Origin of the sequence: Pseudoduganella rivuli (genome assembly GCF_009674485.1) — a bacterium.
Lineage (GTDB): Bacteria > Pseudomonadota > Gammaproteobacteria > Burkholderiales > Burkholderiaceae_D > Rugamonas > Rugamonas rivuli_B.
The window spans coordinates 189,229-205,908 of the sequence record NZ_WKJJ01000002.1; the positions used below are offsets into that span (position 1 = coordinate 189,229).

Sequence of the window (16,680 nt, forward strand, 5' to 3'; positions counted from 1 at the left end):
CTTATTTTTCCTTGCCGAACAGGCCGGCCGGACGCAGCAACAGCACCACCACCATCACGAGGAAGACCACGGTGGACGAAAACTCCGGGTAGAACACGCGCGTCAACCCTTCGATGACACCCAGGCCCAGCCCGGTCAGGATGGAGCCCATGATGGAACCCATGCCACCGATCACCACCACGGCAAACACGACAATGATGAGGTTCGATCCCATCAGCGGCGTCACCTGGATGATGGGCGCCGCCAGCACGCCGGCAAAGCCGGCCAGCGCCACGCCGAAGCCGTAGGTCAGCGTGACCATCAGCGGCACGTTGACGCCGAACGCTTCCACCAGTTTCGGGTTTTCCGTCCCCGCCCGCAGGTAGGCGCCCAGCTTGGTTTTCTCGATGACGAACCAGGTGGCCAGGCATACCACCAGCGACGCCACCACCACCCACGCGCGGTAATTCGGCAAGATCATGAAGCCCAGGTCGGTCGCGCCCTGCAATGCCGACGGCGTTTCAAACGGCTGGCCGGACACGCCATAAAACGAGCGGAACAAGCCTTCCACCAGCAAGGTGATGCCAAACGTCAGCAGCAAGCCATATAAATGGTCCAGCTTGTACAGCCAGCGCAGCATGGTTTTCTCGATGACGATGCCGAACACGCCGACCACCAGCGGCGCCAGCACCAGCATGGCCCAGTAATTGAGGCCGAAATACGTCATCCCCATCCAGGCGAGAAACGCGCCCATCATGTACAGGGCGCCGTGGGAAAAATTAATGACGTTGAGCAAGCCAAAGATCACGGCCAGGCCCAGCGACAGCATCGCGTAAAACGAGCCGTTGACGAGACCGATCAATAGCTGGCTCAGCAGGGCGGAAAAGGGGATGCCGAATATTTCCATAACAATCCAGACTGATGTGAGGAAAGAAGATGCGGCGCGGCGGCGAGGCAGCGCTTGAATCGCCATCCCCGCCTGCGCAGGGATGACGAGGTGTCACATAAGCAGCATTACTTCCACAGCTTGCACTGCGTCTCCGCCTTGGTCAGGTACGCCTGGTCGCCCGGAATCGTGGCCACCAGCTTGTAGTAATCCCACGGGTATTTCGATTCCGACTGCTTCTTGACTTCCATCAGGTACATGTCGTGCACCATGCGGCCGTCCGGGCGGATCACGCCATTCTTGGCGAACATGTCGTTGATCGGCGTTTTCTTCATCTGCGCCATCACCTTGTCCGCATCATCCGAGCCCACGGCCTTGACGGCTTTCAGGTAATTGGCCGTGGCGGAATAATCGCCGGCCTGCAGCATCGACGGTTCCTTCTTCATCTTTTCGAAGTAGCGCTTGGACCAGGCGCGGGTGTCGGCATTCGCATCCCAGTACCAGCCATCGGTCAGGTACATGCCGGCCGTCGTGTTCAAGCCCAGCGAATGGATGTCGTTGATGAAGATCAGCAAGCCGGCCAGCTTCATCTTCTTGGTAATGCCGAATTCATTGGCCGCCTTGATGGAATTGATGGCGTCGCCGCCGGCGTTGGCCAGGCCGAGGATTTGCGCGCCCGACGATTGCGCCTGCAACAGGAACGACGAGAAGTCCGACGCCGACAACGGATGCTTGACGCTGCCCAGCACTTTGCCGCCGGCGCCTTTCACCACGTCGGCCGTGTCTTTTTCCAGCGACTGGCCGAACGCGTAATCGGCCGTCAGGAAGTACCAGTTCTTGCCGCCCTGCTTGGCAATGGCGCCGCCCGTGCCGCGCGCCAGCGCCACCGTGTCGTACGCATAGTGCACGGTGTACGGCGAGCATTCTTCATTGGTCAGGCGGTTGGTGCCGGCGCCGATCGCGATGAAGACTTTTTTCTTTTCCGCAGCGACTTTGGCCATGGCCAGATTGGCGCCGGAATTGGTGCCGCCGATCAGCATGTCGACGCCCTGCTGGTCAAACCATTCGCGCGCCTTGGACGCGGCAATGTCCGCCTTGTTCTGGTGGTCGGCGGACACGAATTCGACTTTCTTGCCTGCGATAACCACGCCCGCATCGGCAATCGCCATCTTGATGGCTTCCGCGCCGCCAAGGCCGTCGATGTCGGAATACAGGCCGGACATGTCCGTGATGAAGCCGATCTTGATGCTGTCCCCGGAGACCTGGGCGTGGGCGCCCGACAGCGCGCACAGGGTAGTGGCAGTGGCAGCGACGATAGTCTTGAGTTTCATGTTGTCTCCGTCAAAAAGTTGTTATGGATGCATTACACGCCCAGAAGCTCGGTCAACACCGGCATCTTGGCGTTCAATTCCGATGCAGCGAAGGTCTCGACGATCTGACCGTGCTCCATCACATAAAACCGGTCCGCCAGCGGTGCGGCGAAGCGGAAATTCTGTTCCACCATGACGATGGTGTACCCCTTGGCTTTCAGCATCGTGATCATGCGCGCCAGGCCCTGCACGATCACGGGCGCCAGGCCTTCGGAAATTTCATCGAGCAGCAGTAATTTCGCGCCGGTGCGCAGGATGCGCGCCACGGCCAGCATTTGCTGTTCGCCGCCGGACAGCCGCGTGCCCTGGCTGTTGCGGCGCTCCTGCAAGTTGGGGAACATCTGGTAAATCTCGGCCACCGGCATGCCGGGACCGGCCGCCAGTTGCGGCGGCAGCATCAGGTTTTCTTCGGCCGACAGCGACGAAAAAATGCCCCGCTCTTCCGGGCAATAACCAATGCCCAGGTGGGCAATCTTGTGCGTCGGCAAGCCAATGGCTTCCACGCCGTTGACCTTGATCGATCCTTTGCGCGCGCCCGTCAGCCCCATGATGGCGCGCAGCGTGGTCGTGCGCCCCGCGCCATTACGGCCCAGCAAAGTCACGACTTCACCGGGCTGCACCGAGATGTTCACGTTATGCAGGATGTGCGATTCGCCATACCACGCTTGCAGCGCGGAGATTTCCAGTGCCGGTGTCGCCATCAGTGCGCCCCCGCCAGTTCCGCCGCTTCACTGCCCATGTACGCTTCCATCACTTGCGGGTTGGACGACACTTCCGCGTAGCTGCCTTCGGCCAGCATGGCGCCGCGCTGAAGCACGGAAATTTTGTCGCAGATACCGGAGACCACTTTCATATTGTGTTCCACCATCAAAATCGTGCGGCCGGACGAGACTTTCTTGATCAATTCCGTCACCCGGTGGACATCCTCATGACCCATGCCCTGGGTCGGTTCGTCCAGCAACATCAGTTCCGGTTCCATCGCCAGCGTGGTGGCGATTTCCAGCGCGCGCTTGCGGCCATACGGCATGTCGGCCGTGATGGTGTCGGCAAAGCTGGTCAAATCCACTTCCGCCAGCAAGGCCATGGCGCGGTCATTGAGCCGGTCCAGCGACTTTTCGCTTTTCCAGAAGTGGAACGTGGTGCCCAGCTGGCGCTGCAAGCCAATGCGCACGTTCTGCAGCACGGTTAAATGGGGAAATACCGCGGAGATCTGGAACGAGCGGATGATGCCCATGCGGGCAATGGTGGCCGGCTTGGCGGCGGTAATGTCTTTATCGTTGAACAGGATCTGGCCGGACGTGGGCACCAGGAACTTGGTCAACAGGTTAAAGCAGGTGGTTTTACCAGCCCCGTTGGGGCCGATCAGTGCATGGATATGGCCGCGCTGCACGCGTAAATTCACGTCGTTGACGGCGGTGAATCCCTTGAACTCTTTGGTCAAATTTCTTGTTTCCAAGATGTAGTTTGACATCACGTCCCCCGGTTAATTCTTGTAAAACCGATAAATTGTGCTCCGATAATACACAGCTTGGAAACCTTGAACAATACAGTATTATTACGGGTAAATTTGCACTTTTGATCACATTTCGTGCGTCAAAAATCCCACACCCGACATTTGTATTGCGCTGCATCAGGTTTTGCTTGATTGGATCAGTTGCGCGGCTTTTTCCGCGATCATGACGGTCGGTGAATTGGTGTTGCCCGACGTGATGAAGGGCATGACGGACGCATCTACCACCCGTAGTCCCGTTACGCCCCGCACCCGCAACTGGCTGTCGACCACGGCCAGCGCATCGTCCGCCCTGCCCATCCTGCATGTGCCGACCGGATGGAAAATCGTGGTGCCGATGGCCGCAGCCGCCTGCTCCAGGTCGCCATCGGTCTGGTATTGCAGGCCGGGCCGGAATTCTTCCGGCTGGTAGCGCGCCAGCGCTGGCGCCTGCACGATGCGGCGCGTCAGGCGGATCGCTTCCATGGCTGTCTGCCGGTCTTCCGGCGTGGCCAGGTACATGGGCGCGATTTTCGGCGCCGCGTAAGAATCAGGCGACACCAGCCGGACGAAGCCGCGCGACGTCGGCCGCAAATTGCACACACTGGCGGTGAAGGCGGGAAAGCCGTGCAACGGTTCGCCGAATTTTTCCAGCGACAGCGGTTGCACGTGGTATTGCAGGTTGGGCGTGGCCAGGTCCGGCCGCGAACGGGCAAACGCGCCCAGCTGCGATGGCGCCATCGACATCGGGCCGCTGCGTTTCAGCGCATATTCCAGGCCGATGCGCAGCTTGCCAAACCAGCTGGCGGCCAGCGTATTCAACGTGGTGGCGCCCTGGATTTTATAAATCATGCGCAGCTGCAAATGGTCTTGCAGGTTGGCGCCCACGCCGGGCAACTCCACCACCGGTTCGATTCCCTGCGGCCGCAGCACATCGGCCGGCCCGATGCCGGACAATTGCAGCAAATGGGGCGAACCGATGGCGCCCGCCGTGGAAATGGTTTCGCGCGTCGACGTGGCCTGCCAGCACGTGCCGCCGCCCGTGAAAATCACGCCGCGGCATGCGGCTCCGTCGGGCGTGTGGACAATATCAAACTTTTCCACATGGCATCCCGTCATCACCGTGAGGTTACCGCGCTGCATCGCTGTCTTTAAGAACGCGCGCGCGGTATTCCAGCGCAGTCCTTTTTTCTGGTTCACTTCAAAATACGCGCAGCCGAAGTTATCCCCGCGGTTGAAGTCGTGTACTTTGGGGATGCCGGTTTCCGCTGCCGCATCGCGGAACGCATCGAGGATGGGCCACGACAGGCGCTGCCGTTCGACCCGCCACTCGCCGCCCGCGCCGTGGAAGGCATTGGCGCCGCCGTGGTGATCTTCGCTCTGGCGAAACAGCGGCAGCACGGCGTCCCAGCGCCAGCCGTCATCGCCGCACACGTCGGCCCAGCGGTCGTAATCACCGGCCTGCCCCCGCATGTAAATCATGCCGTTGATGGATGAACTGCCGCCCAGTACTTTGCCGCGCGGATAAATCAGGCTGCGGCCGCCCAGGCCGGGATCCTGTTCCGTGCGGTACAGCCAGTCCGTGCGGGGATTGTCAATGCAGTACAGGTAGCCGACGGGAATGTGGATCCATAAATAGTCGTCTTTGCCGCCCGCTTCAATCAGCAAAACCGAAACGTTTTTGTCGCGCGTGAGGCGGTTTGCCAGCACGCAGCCGGCAGTGCCGGCGCCGATAATGATGTAGTCAAACTGGCCTGCTGATTCCAATCCGCCCCCTATTGTTTTGTTGCTTCGGCCAGCTCGTTGACCAGGGTCTGCACCAGTTGCGCCGCCGGCATGCTGCGCGCCCGGTGCACTTGTGTCCCGCACCACAGCGACATCCATTCGGTATCGTTGCGCTTGGCCGCTTCCGCGCGGATACTGCCGGTCAGCGCATTTTGCACCGGATAAGCGGGCACCTGGTCTTCCACCGGCCCCATCAATTGCATGAAACGGTTATCGAGCCCCCGCGCGTAGCGGCCGGAAAAGGCGCGGGTCTGCCGCGTGGCGTGTTCGCCCGCTTGCAGCAGCCGCTGCTTGTACGCCGGATGGATGGCGGATTCGTCAGTGACAAGAAACGCCGTTCCCATTTGCACGGCTTGCGCGCCCTGCGCCAGCGCCCGCGCGATGTCAGCGCCCCGCATGATGCCGCCGGCCGCCACCACGGGAATATCGACGGCCCTCACCACGGCCGGCAACAGTTCGAACGTGGTCAAACGCGCTTCCTTTTGCGGTCCGATAAACGTGCCGCGATGCCCGCCCGCTTCGATGCCGGATGCAATCACGCCATCGGCGCCGGCCGCCTGCCACGCCAGTGCTTCATCGACCGTCGTGATGGTGCCCACCACGGCAATGCCGGCAGCCTGCAGCCGTGAAACTTGTTCTTTATGTAATTGATTGAAGGTAAAACTCGCGACGGCGGGTTTCAACTCGATCAGCGCTTCGAATTGCGCGTGAAAGTCTTCACACCACTTGGCCGGCATCGGCAACTTGTCCCAGCCCAGCGCATCGAGCACGGGACGCAGCAATTTCTCGCCCAGCGCCACTTCTTCCGCCGTCGGCGATGGTATGTTTTGCACAAAGAAATTCAAACAAAACGGGCGCGCGGTGCGCTCGCGGATGGCCGCCACCTGGCTGCGCAAGGTATCCGGCGATAACAGGGAACCGGCCAGCGAACCCAGCGCGCCGGCATTCGACACGGCAGCCACTTGCTCGGGCGTATTGGCGCCACCCGCAGTGGGCCCCTGAATAATCGGATGTTCGAACAACGAAAGCCACGTCATATTACCCCCTGATGGCCTGTGGATAAGCTAATGAATATCCACAGGCACGAAATGTGAGTAAACCGCGATGTTGTCCCCAGTTGGATTTTTGTCCAAAAGTCGTCCTGTTTACATACAGGGTTTACGCAGGTGCTTGTACAGCCTGTAAACGCCTGATTTTTTTCCAGTAAACACGCTTATCCACAGAAAACCGGGGGTGTTAACAAATACTACTATTTTGTAAACATCCTTTTAAAGTAAACCAACCGCATCTTACGCGTCGCTGACGGCAAAACCCCACACGCCGTCCGATTAAAGTGCCTACCTCAATGAAACTGATACTCGACAGCATCAGCTTCTTCTATACTGAACCGGCAACCAACGTCCCAGACCCCGCCGGAGTTGCCCGTGGCCAAACTGCGCAAGCGAACGGAAATTGCCCGCTCGAACGCATATTTGCGTTTTCGCCGCCGTTTACTGGCTGGTTTATGCCTGATGGCCCTGCTGGCCACCGCGCTGGTCGCCTGGCAAATCCGCGCATCCACCCTGGAACGGCAAGCGGGATTGCAACGCCAGACGCAGCACTTCGTGCGCGGCATGGAAGCCCACGTCAAATATGCGATCCAGTTCGTCGACCTGACGTTGATCGGTTTCGCCAACACCATCAAGGTCTTGCCTGTAGAACAGACCCGCTCGGAAGCCACCATGCGTGCGCTGCTGACCTCCCCTGGCGATGCGTTCAATCATGATTTCTGGATCACATTTATCGATGCGAATGGCAAAGCCATCGCCACCACGAGCAGTTTTCCCCTGAGCGGCACGGATTATTCCGACCGGGATTACTTTGCCGAACTGAAAAACGGCACGGCGCGGGGCTTGTTTGTCAGCGGTCCGACTTCCGGACGGGTGTCCAAACAGCGGATTTTCATCCTGGCACGCCGTGTCGAAGGACCCGATGGCCAGTTCATGGGGGTGATCACGGCGCCGCTCGATGCAACGCGCTTTGCCAATGTGTTTGAAAATGCCCGCATTGCCCAGGACGTCACCATTGCTTTGATCCACCGCAATGGCCGTGTCATTGCCCGCGCACCGAATTTCGATACGGCGTTCAACACGGATCTGTCGGACACTATCCTGTTCCGCAGCTTGGCGGAAAGCCCCGTCGGTTCTTACCAGGTGATAAGCAAGATCGACAAGCTGCCCCGCATTTTCAGCTACCGGGCCATGGACAACTTGCCGCTGATTGTCGCGGTCGGCAGTTCCGACCTCGATGCCTTGTGGTTTTCCGGTCCGGCCTTTGTCGTGGGAACGTCCGGGCTGGCGCTGTTGCTGGTATTGATGGTGTTGTCCGGGCATTTCGCGCTGCAATCCTATGCCAAGGTGGAAGACCGGGAAGCCCGCTACCGCTTGCTGTATGCGTCGAGCCGGGAAATGGAAGAAAAATTCGCCGCCAGTGAAGCGCGGCTGCGCCTGATCGCGGATAACTTGCCGGCGCTGGTCACCTACGTGGACTGCGACCAGCGCTATACCTTCACCAACCGGCGTTTTGAAGAAGTGTTCAACCTGCCGCCCGGCGGTGCGCTGGGACGGACCGTTCAGCAAATGATCGGACCGGAAGCGTATGCGTTGTCGGCCCGCTACTTGCAACGCGCATTACTGGGCGAATCCGTGCATTTTGAACGTCCGCTGCAAACCCGGGACGGCGTGCGCTGGGATGCGATTACCTATGTGCCGGATTTCGGGCCGGATAAACAGGTGCGCGGCTTGTTCGTGATGGCGGAAAACATCACGGAACGGCGGAAAAATAACGAATCGATGCAACTTGCCGCGCTGATGTACCAGAACAGCAGTGAAGGGATGATGGTGACGGATGCGGAAGGCTTGATTTTGTCCGTCAATCCCGCGTTTACCCGCATCAGCGGCTATACCGAAGCGGAAGTGGTCGGACATTGGGCGTACGAACTGACGTCCGGCCGCCAGGATTACGAATTTTTCCGCAAGATGCGCAACGCCATCCGCAACACGGGCCAGTGGGAGGGTGAAGTCTGGCACCAGAACAAGCACGGCGAACATTACCTGGTGGCGCTGCGTTTTGACGCGGTGTTTGACCAGAATGGCGAAGCGTACCGGCGCGTCGCCCTGTTTTCCGACATTACGAAGAAAAAAGCGTCGGAAGAATTGATCTGGAGGCAAGCCAACTTCGATACGCTGACGGGCTTGCCGAACCGCCGCATGTTTGCCGAGCGCCTGCGGCAGGAAATGAAGAAGTCCGATCGCGCCCAGTTGCCGATGGCGCTGGTGTTCATCGACCTCGATGGTTTCAAGGAAGTCAACGACACCCTCGGTCACGACATGGGCGATGTGCTGCTGAAACAAGTGGCGGATCGGCTCAGCCATTGTGTGCGGGGGACGGATGCCGTGGCGCGGCTGGGCGGCGATGAATTCACCGTGATCCTGGCCGAACTGAACGATCCGCCGGACGTGTTGCGTATTGCGCAGGAAATCCTGAAAACCATGTCGGCGCCGATCCAGCTGGGGCCCGATATTGTCCACATTTCCGCCAGTTTGGGCATCACGTTCTACCCGGACGATGCGCGCGACGCCGATACCCTGCTGAAAAACGCCGACCAGGCCATGTACACGGCCAAGCAGCAGGGCCGCAACCGCTTCAATTATTTCGCCCCATTCATGCAGGAAGCCACACGTGCGCGCCTGATCCTGGCCAATGAGATGCGCGATGCGCTGATGCAAAACCAGTTCCGCGTGCTGTACCAGCCAGTCATGGAGTTATCCTCCGGCAAACTGGTGAAAGCGGAGGCCCTGGTTCGCTGGCAACACCCGACGCGGGGCTTGCTGTGCCCGTCCGAATTCATTCCCGTGGCCGAACATACCGGCGCCATCGTCGGTATCGGCGACTGGGTGTTCCGCCAGGCGGCGCAAACAGCCAAGCGCATGCAGGTGCTGCACGATAAAAACTTCCAGGTGGCCGTCAATGGTTCCATTTGCCAGTTCCTCGAAGGGGGCTTCAACGTGGCGGAATGGCTGGATTACCTGGCGGAACTGCGGCTGGCGCCCAACAGCATCATTGTCGAAGTCACGGAAAGCCTGCTGCTGGAGGCCGATCACACGGTGGTGCACAAATTACAGGCATTGCATCATGCGGGGATCGCGCTGTCGCTGGACGATTTCGGGACGGGCTATTGTTCCGTGGCGTTCTTGAAGCGCTATGCACTGGATTTCTTGAAAATCGACCCTTCCTTCCTCATGGAAAACGACGCCGGCGCGGATTTATGCGAAGCCGTGATCGCGCTGGCGCACAAGTTGGGCATCCGGGTCATCGCGGAAGGCGTGGAAAACCAGCGCCAGCAAGCGCAATTGCAGGCGGCCGGCTGTGATTTCGGCCAGGGTTACGTGTTTTCGCGGCCGATTACCAGTGATGAGCTCGATGATTTGCTATCGTCTGTGGATAAGCCCATCAATATCCACAGGACAGCATGTGAGTAAACACGCTGGTTGTACACCGGAAATTTTTTGTCCAACATTTACCCCTGCGCTGGTACAACAGTTTTCCAGTTCCTTATCGTTAACGTAAACAACTGATTTTTAGATGGTTAACATGGTTATCCACAGGAAAAGCCACGTTTACTACTACTATCATTTTATATAAAAGCTTTAACGTTAAAGCTGGTTTGAAGGCGTTTGCAGACCTCCCTGAAAAACACGAAAAAAAGACGAATGTGAACAACCTGTTGGATATCCACAGGAGCGTTAGTGGAAAAACCGGGATATCTGACCGACGGTTTTTGTTGTCCAGAAGTCGTCCGGCGTCGATACAATGCTTGTTCAGCCGGTTTTAAAACGCGTAAACCGCTGATTTTTCAGTTCTTAACAGGCTTATCCACAAAAATGCGCCGGTTTACTATCTACTACTATTTTTTATATATATCTTTTATGTAAACCTACGGCGTAAACCGCGCTGCCGCGCCGGGTATGCACCAAAAAAACGGGGGAACAATGCGTTTAGGGATCATCAGCGCTCTGGCTGAAGAACAAATGGGCTTGATCGACGCCATGCACAACGTGGAAAAACACGTACACGGCATGCGGGAATACACTGCGGGCAAGCTGTGGGACATCGACGCCGTCTGCGTGCTGTCGCGGATAGGGAAAGTTGCCGCTGCCATGACGGCCAGTATCCTTGTGGAGAAGTTCGATGTTACCCACATCGTCTTCACTGGCGTGGCTGGCAGTGGGGATGTCGGTGTCCGGGTGGGGGATATCGTGGTGGCGGAATCGCTGGTCCAGCACGATATGGATGCCAGTCCCCTGTTTCCCCGCTTTGAAATCCCGTTAACCGGGCAATCGCACATTGCGTCAGACCGCGATTTGACCCGGCGGCTGGCGCTGGCGGCCCGTGAATTCCTGCAGGAAGAGCCGGGCACCCCGCAATTGCACCGCGGCTTGATCGCCAGCGGCGACCAGTTCATCAAACACCGGGCGCAATTGGGGGCATTGAAGGATGCGTTGCCGGATTTACTGGCAGTGGAAATGGAAGGCGCCGCCGTCGCGCAAGTCTGTTTCGAGCTGGGCATCCCGTTCGGTGTGATCCGCACCATCTCCGACAACGCGAACGAAGATGCGGCTGTGGATTTCATGGAGTTTGTCCACAAGGTCGCGTCGCGCTACGCGTTCAGCGTGCTGCGCAACTTTTGCCGTGTATAAATTTGGGGCCAGGCCCTGAAATGTCGACTAAATCTACAGAGTGGATAACCTCGGGGTTTTCCACAAGGCCGGTAGTTATTCAAGCGGGTTGCCGCGCTTTACTGCACGACGGATCGCGGCAATTTCCTGGGGATGCAAGGCTTGCGCACACAATTCCCGGTAGTTCGCCTGGCGAGCGGCCTCATCCAGGCCTAAGCGCAGATATAGTTCATGCGGGACGACAAGGTCGTCCGGGTGCCCTTCACCATTGCACCGATAACTGCTCCAGTGATAGGCACTTGGTGCGTTCGTCATACCGGCACGCATGGGATTGAGTTCAATATAGCGATAGCAACGCATCAATTGTTCGTCGCTCAGTATTGGCGACGCGTAATAGCGGCCGCCCCAGAGCGAACCAGTACGCTGGTACTGTTGATTGAAATACTGGCAGTAGCGGCTGCCCAATGACATGAACAGCCGCGGCAAACTGTCCACATCCGCCGGGGAAATCAGCAAATGCACGTGATTGGTCATCAGTGTGTAAGCGTGCAGCTCACATCGGTATTGCTGCAACGCCCACTGCAGTGCCGCCAGGTACACCAGGTAATCGTTTTCACGGTGAAACACGTCGCAGCGGTTATGACCGCGTTGCACGACGTGCAGGGGGGCGCTGATGATCGGAGTGCGGAGAAGGCGGGGCATCCCGCCAGCATGCCATTGGCCCTGGAAAGGCTTTTGCGGCGAATTAAGGGCCCTGGTGGCAAACAGTCGCGCCAGTGACGCCACGGCCCTGTAATAGCCTTTAATCTGCCAATTTGAGACGAACGATAGTGCTTTTGGGGCCAGGCCCCAAAAAAATGCCAAAAAAAATGCCGGGTGGATAACCCGGCATTTTTCCACAGCAGTCAAAGAATCAGGTGCTCCCCAGGCAGACGGGCGTGTGCCAGCCCGGCTGCGCGCAGGTGAAAAGGGGGAGGTGGATAACCCGCCCCTTTTCCACAACCGATTGATTTACGCGCCCAAGGTCATCAGGCTCGCATTGCCGCCCGCTGCGGTGGTGTTCACGCACAGCGCACGTTCCGCCAGCAGGCGCCACAATGGGATGGCGCCGCTGTCGTCAGTCTCGATAATGCCGACCAGCGCGCCGTCGCGCGCCGCCATGGGCTCGCGTACAGCCGCTACAAGCGGCGTTTCCACCAAGGCCATCTGGAAGTACCCTTTAAAGCTTTCGAGGGCGCCTATGGCCTTGATATGGCTTTTAACGGCTGCCGGCAGGTCCACCGGCACGATGTCAGCCGATTTCGGCACGATCACGGCCTGGTTGCCCGTCGCCAGCACGGCCGCCAGCTGGTTCAGCAAGCCGGCCTGGGTCGCCGCATGGCAGACCACCGCGCCGCGCGAAGCGAAACTCAGGGTATTGCGCTCGCCGGTCGGGCCGGGCAACGCCACGGTGGTGCCCAGCAGCGATTGATTCCCATACTGTTCCGCCATGGCCGCGACTTTTTCGCGGCCGCTGGTTTTCGCCCATGCCGCCAGCGTATCGAGCGCGGTATTGGCCGCGCGCTGCTGCGGGCCAGCCACCACGGCGCCGCGCTGCAAACGCTTCAGGTACAGCGGACCGCCCGCTTTCGGACCGGTGCCGGATTTCCCTTCGCCGCCAAACGGCTGCACGCCCACCACCGCACCGACGATATTGCGGTTCACATAGATATTGCCAACGTGGGCGCGCGACGTGATGAAATCGATGGTTTCATCGATGCGCGAATGCACGCCCAAGGTCAGGCCAAAGCCGCTGGCGTTGATCTGGTCGACGATCTTGCCCAGGTCGGCGCGCTGGTAGCGGATCACGTGCATCACCGGGCCGAACACTTCCTTCGTCAATTCTTCCAGCGAGCGGATTTCCAGCACGGTCGGCGGCACGAAGGTGCCGTTGGCCCCCACCGGCACGCTCAGCGCGTGGAAGCCCACGGCGGTTTTGCGCATCTTCTCGATGTGCGCCAGCAGGTTTTGCTGCGCTTCGCTGTCGATGACAGGGCCGATGTCGGTGACCAGGCGGTCCGGCGAACCCAGGTTCAATTCGCCCATCGCGCCTTTCAGCATCTTGATGGTCTTGTCGGCGATATCTTCCTGCAGGAACAGCACGCGCAGCGCCGAGCAGCGCTGGCCCGCGCTGTCGAAGGCGGACGACACGGCATCCTGCACCACCTGCTCCGGCAGCGCCGACGAATCGACGATCATCGCGTTCTGGCCGCCGGTTTCCGCCACCAGCGGAATGTCCGCGCCTTCGATCACGGCGCGTTTCGCCAGCGTGCGGTTGATCAGCTGCGCAACTTCGGTGGAGCCGGTGAAGATCACGCCGCGCACGCGGGCGTCGTTGCACAGGCCCGCTCCCACCACGTCACCGCGGCCCGGCAGGAATTGCAGCGCCGCGCGCGGGATGCCCGCTTCGTGCAGCAATTCCACCGCGCGGTGCGCGATCAACGGCGTTTGTTCCGCAGGTTTTGCCAGCACCACGTTGCCGGCCGCCAGCGCGGCAGCCGCCTGGCCCGTGAAGATCGCCAGCGGGAAGTTCCATGGGCTGATGCAGGTCACGGGACCCAGCGCCAGCGTATTGGGCTTGCCGACGATTTCCTGGGCGTAGTAGCGCAGGAAGTCCACCGCTTCGCGGATTTCCGCGATCGCGTTCGGCAGCGACTTGCCCGCCTCGCGGATCGCCAGCGCCATCAGTTCCAGCTGGTGCTGTTCAAACAAGTCGGCAGCGCGCACCAGGGTGGCGGCGCGCTGCGCCGGCTCCGTGCCCTGCCATTCCAGCGCGAAGTCCGAGGCCGCCGCCAGCGCCGTATCGACATCGGCCGCCGCCGCTTCCGTCACCTGGCCCACGATATCGGTGCGCTGGGCCGGATTGACGACCGGCTGCGATGGCTGGCCGACGGTCAGCGCGCCGGCCAGCAACGGGCCGGCCGTCCACGTGCGCGGTTGCGCCAGCGCGTCGGCCACCTGGCGCAGCGTGTTTTCATTGGACAGGTCGATGCCGGCCGAATTGCGGCGCGCCGCGCCGAACATGTCCACCGGCAGCGGGATCGCCGGGTGCGGCAGGCCGCCCTGAGTGCGCGCGACTTCCACCGGGTTCTTGATCAGCGATTCGATGGCAATCGATTCGTCGACGATCTGGTTGACGAACGACGAGTTGGCGCCGTTTTCCAGCAGGCGGCGCACCAGGTAGGCCAGCAGCGTTTCGTGCGAACCGACCGGCGCGTAGATGCGGCACGCCTTGCCCAGGTTGTCCTTGCCCACCACTTGGTCGTACAGCGATTCACCCATGCCGTGCAGGCACTGGAATTCATAATTGGAAACGTTGTCGCGCTTGGCCCACGTGTAAATGGTCGACAGCGTTTGCGCATTGTGCGTGGCGAACTGCGCGTAAATCACGTCGGTGTTGGCCAGCAGCTTCTGCGCGCACACCAGGTACGACACGTCGGTATACACCTTGCGCGAATACACCGGGTAGCCGGGCATGCCGTCGACCTGCGCGCGCTTGATTTCCGCATCCCAGTAAGCGCCCTTCACCAGGCGCACCATGAACTTGCGGCCGCTGCGGCGGGCCAGGTCGATCAGGTAATCGAGCACGTACGGGCAGCGTTTCTGGTACGCCTGCACCACGAAGCCAATGCCGTCGAAGCCTTCCAGCGCCGGATCGAAGGCCATCGCTTCCATCAGGTCCAGCGACAGTTCCAGGCGGTCCGCTTCTTCCGCATCGATGTTCAAGCCGATGTTGTATTGCTTGGCCAGTTTCACCAGCGCCGTCAGGCGCGGCAGCAGTTCGCTCATGACGCGGGCGCGCTGGGCGCGCGAGTAGCGCGGGTGCAGCGCCGACAGTTTCACGGAAATGCCGGGACCGTCCTTGATGCCGCGGCCATTCGACGCGCGGCCGATGGCGTGGATCGCGGTTTCATAGGCGGCGTAGTAATTGTCGGCGTCGGCCGCGGTCAATGCGGCTTCGCCCAGCATGTCGTACGAATAGCGGTAACCGCGCGCTTCGTTCGGCTTGCCGTTCTTGATGGCTTCATCGATGGTCTGGCCCGTGACGAACTGGTTGCCCAGCATGCGCATGGCCAGGTCGACGCCCTTGCGGATCAGCGGTTCGCCGCCTTTCGCGATCAAACGCGTGATGGCCGAGCCCAGGCCTTCTTCACTGGACGACGACACCAGCTTGCCCGTCACCAGCAAGCCCCAGGTGGCGGCGTTGACGAACATCGACGGCGATTCGCCCAGGTGCTTGCGCCAGTCGCCCTTGCTGATCTTGTCGGCGATCAGGCGGTCGGCGGTGGCGGCGTCCGGAATACGCAACAGCGCTTCGGCCAGGCACATCAGCGCCACGCCTTCTTCGGACGACAACGAGAATTCATGCATCAGCGCATCCACGCCGGAAGCGCGGGTGCGCTCCTTGCGTACGGACGACACCAGTTTATGGGCCAGCGCCTGTGCTTCCATCGTGCTGCCGTCGTCACGTACCTGGCTTAACAGCCATTGCACGGCTTCGGTCTCGTCGCGGCGGTAGGCCGCGGTGATGGCTGCGCGCAGAGGGGTAGGATCGCGCAGGATTTCCGCCGACAGCGCGGAAAACGGAGTGGTGGTGCTTGCAGCTGCTTGCATGAGGTCTCTCTACAAAGGGGTGTTTTCAGGAGCCCGCCGCACGGAACTGTGAAAAAAACGCCCGCCCGACTTGTGGCTGGGCGAGCGTATTTCCGTGTGACTGCTGATGATTCGATTGTAGAGGGATTTCTTCTGGATTAATTCTGGTATTACTTAGTACTAGCCATACATTGTTTTTGGTGAGAGAATTTGACCAAATAAAATTAGAAGGGGAAATTATCCATGCTGGACAAGATTAGCAAGAAGATCCTGATGGAGCTGCAGAGCGACGGGCGCATCAGCAATGTCGAACTGGCTGCGCGCGTGAACCTGTCGCCGGCTGCCTGCCTGGAGCGCGTGCGCAAGCTGCACGAGTCCGGCTACATCATGGGCTACACCGCCCAACTCAATCCGCAATTGCTGGACGTGTCGTTGCTGGTGTTTATTGAGGTCGTGCTAGATCGTACCACGCCGGAAGTATTTGATGCATTTAAACAAAGCGTGCAATTGATCCCCGAAGTGCTGGAGTGCCACATGGTGGCGGGCGGCTTCGATTACTTGGTCAAGGCGCGCGTCAAGGATATGGCGGCTTACCGGGAATTCCTGGGCAAGACGCTGTTACAGAAGGGTGTGCGGGAAACCCACACCTACGCGGTGATGGAAGAAGTCAAAAATACAAGCAAGCTGCCTATCAAGTAGTCAAACCGCTGCACGGGCGCAGCCAGAACGGAACCGGCAAGCGGCAGGTGCTCCCTTCGCACCTGCTGCCTTCCGGTCCAGGCCCGTATTCGCGGATGCAAGGCAAGCTTGTGCGACTCGGAG

The 16,680-nt window shown here is 59.8% G+C and carries 11 protein-coding genes; 3 read left to right on the forward strand and 8 right to left on the reverse strand.

Features of this window, described 5'->3' with window-relative positions:
• Position 1 precedes the first annotated feature (1 nt).
• From GJ700_RS03570 to GJ700_RS03595, 6 genes are all read right to left on the reverse strand, one after another.
• A complete protein-coding gene (locus tag GJ700_RS03570) occupies positions 2 to 886 on the reverse strand; it encodes a branched-chain amino acid ABC transporter permease (protein WP_154371280.1) in 885 nt (294 codons plus the stop codon).
• A gap of 107 nt (positions 887 to 993) precedes the next feature.
• Complete coding sequence (locus GJ700_RS03575) at positions 994 to 2,196, reverse strand: ABC transporter substrate-binding protein (protein ID WP_154371281.1); 1,203 nt, start codon at positions 2,194 to 2,196, stop codon at positions 994 to 996.
• A 32-nt stretch (positions 2,197 to 2,228) separates the two neighbouring features.
• Positions 2,229 to 2,936, reverse strand: coding sequence for an ABC transporter ATP-binding protein (locus GJ700_RS03580; RefSeq protein WP_154371282.1), 708 nt, complete (start codon positions 2,934 to 2,936; stop codon positions 2,229 to 2,231).
• Positions 2,936 to 3,706: an ABC transporter ATP-binding protein gene (locus GJ700_RS03585; protein WP_154371283.1), complete on the reverse strand. Its 771-nt coding sequence runs from the start codon at positions 3,704 to 3,706 to the stop codon at positions 2,936 to 2,938. The genes GJ700_RS03580 and GJ700_RS03585 overlap by 1 nt, the downstream gene beginning before the upstream one ends.
• Before the next feature lie 159 nt (positions 3,707 to 3,865).
• Positions 3,866 to 5,491, reverse strand: a complete 1,626-nt coding sequence (locus tag GJ700_RS03590) for a GMC family oxidoreductase (RefSeq protein ID WP_154371284.1) — start codon at positions 5,489 to 5,491, stop codon at positions 3,866 to 3,868.
• An 8-nt stretch (positions 5,492 to 5,499) separates the two neighbouring features.
• Positions 5,500 to 6,546, reverse strand: coding sequence for an NAD(P)H-dependent flavin oxidoreductase (locus GJ700_RS03595; RefSeq protein WP_154371285.1), 1,047 nt, complete (start codon positions 6,544 to 6,546; stop codon positions 5,500 to 5,502).
• 387 nt (positions 6,547 to 6,933) lie between these two features.
• On the opposite strand from GJ700_RS03595, the gene GJ700_RS03600 reads away from it, so the two are divergent.
• Together GJ700_RS03600 and GJ700_RS03605 are read left to right on the forward strand one after the other, a co-directional pair.
• Positions 6,934 to 10,029, forward strand: coding sequence for a bifunctional diguanylate cyclase/phosphodiesterase (locus GJ700_RS03600; RefSeq protein ID WP_154371286.1), 3,096 nt, complete (start codon positions 6,934 to 6,936; stop codon positions 10,027 to 10,029).
• A 510-nt stretch (positions 10,030 to 10,539) separates the two neighbouring features.
• Positions 10,540 to 11,247: a 5'-methylthioadenosine/adenosylhomocysteine nucleosidase gene (locus GJ700_RS03605; RefSeq protein ID WP_154371287.1), complete on the forward strand. Its 708-nt coding sequence runs from the start codon at positions 10,540 to 10,542 to the stop codon at positions 11,245 to 11,247.
• 75 nt (positions 11,248 to 11,322) lie between these two features.
• Here GJ700_RS03605 and GJ700_RS03610 read toward each other — a convergent pair whose 3' ends face one another.
• Entirely contained in the window at positions 11,323 to 12,126 is an 804-nt protein-coding gene (locus GJ700_RS03610; RefSeq protein ID WP_371867834.1) for a transposase, read from the reverse strand.
• 111 nt (positions 12,127 to 12,237) lie between these two features.
• On the reverse strand, positions 12,238 to 15,879 hold the full coding sequence (putA, locus tag GJ700_RS03615; RefSeq protein WP_154371289.1) for a trifunctional transcriptional regulator/proline dehydrogenase/L-glutamate gamma-semialdehyde dehydrogenase: 3,642 nt from the start codon (positions 15,877 to 15,879) through the stop codon (positions 12,238 to 12,240).
• Positions 15,880 to 16,101: 222 nt separating this feature from the next.
• On the opposite strand from putA, the gene GJ700_RS03620 reads away from it, so the two are divergent.
• Positions 16,102 to 16,557, forward strand: coding sequence for an Lrp/AsnC ligand binding domain-containing protein (locus GJ700_RS03620; RefSeq protein ID WP_154371290.1), 456 nt, complete (start codon positions 16,102 to 16,104; stop codon positions 16,555 to 16,557).
• The last annotated feature ends 123 nt before the right edge of the window (positions 16,558 to 16,680 follow it).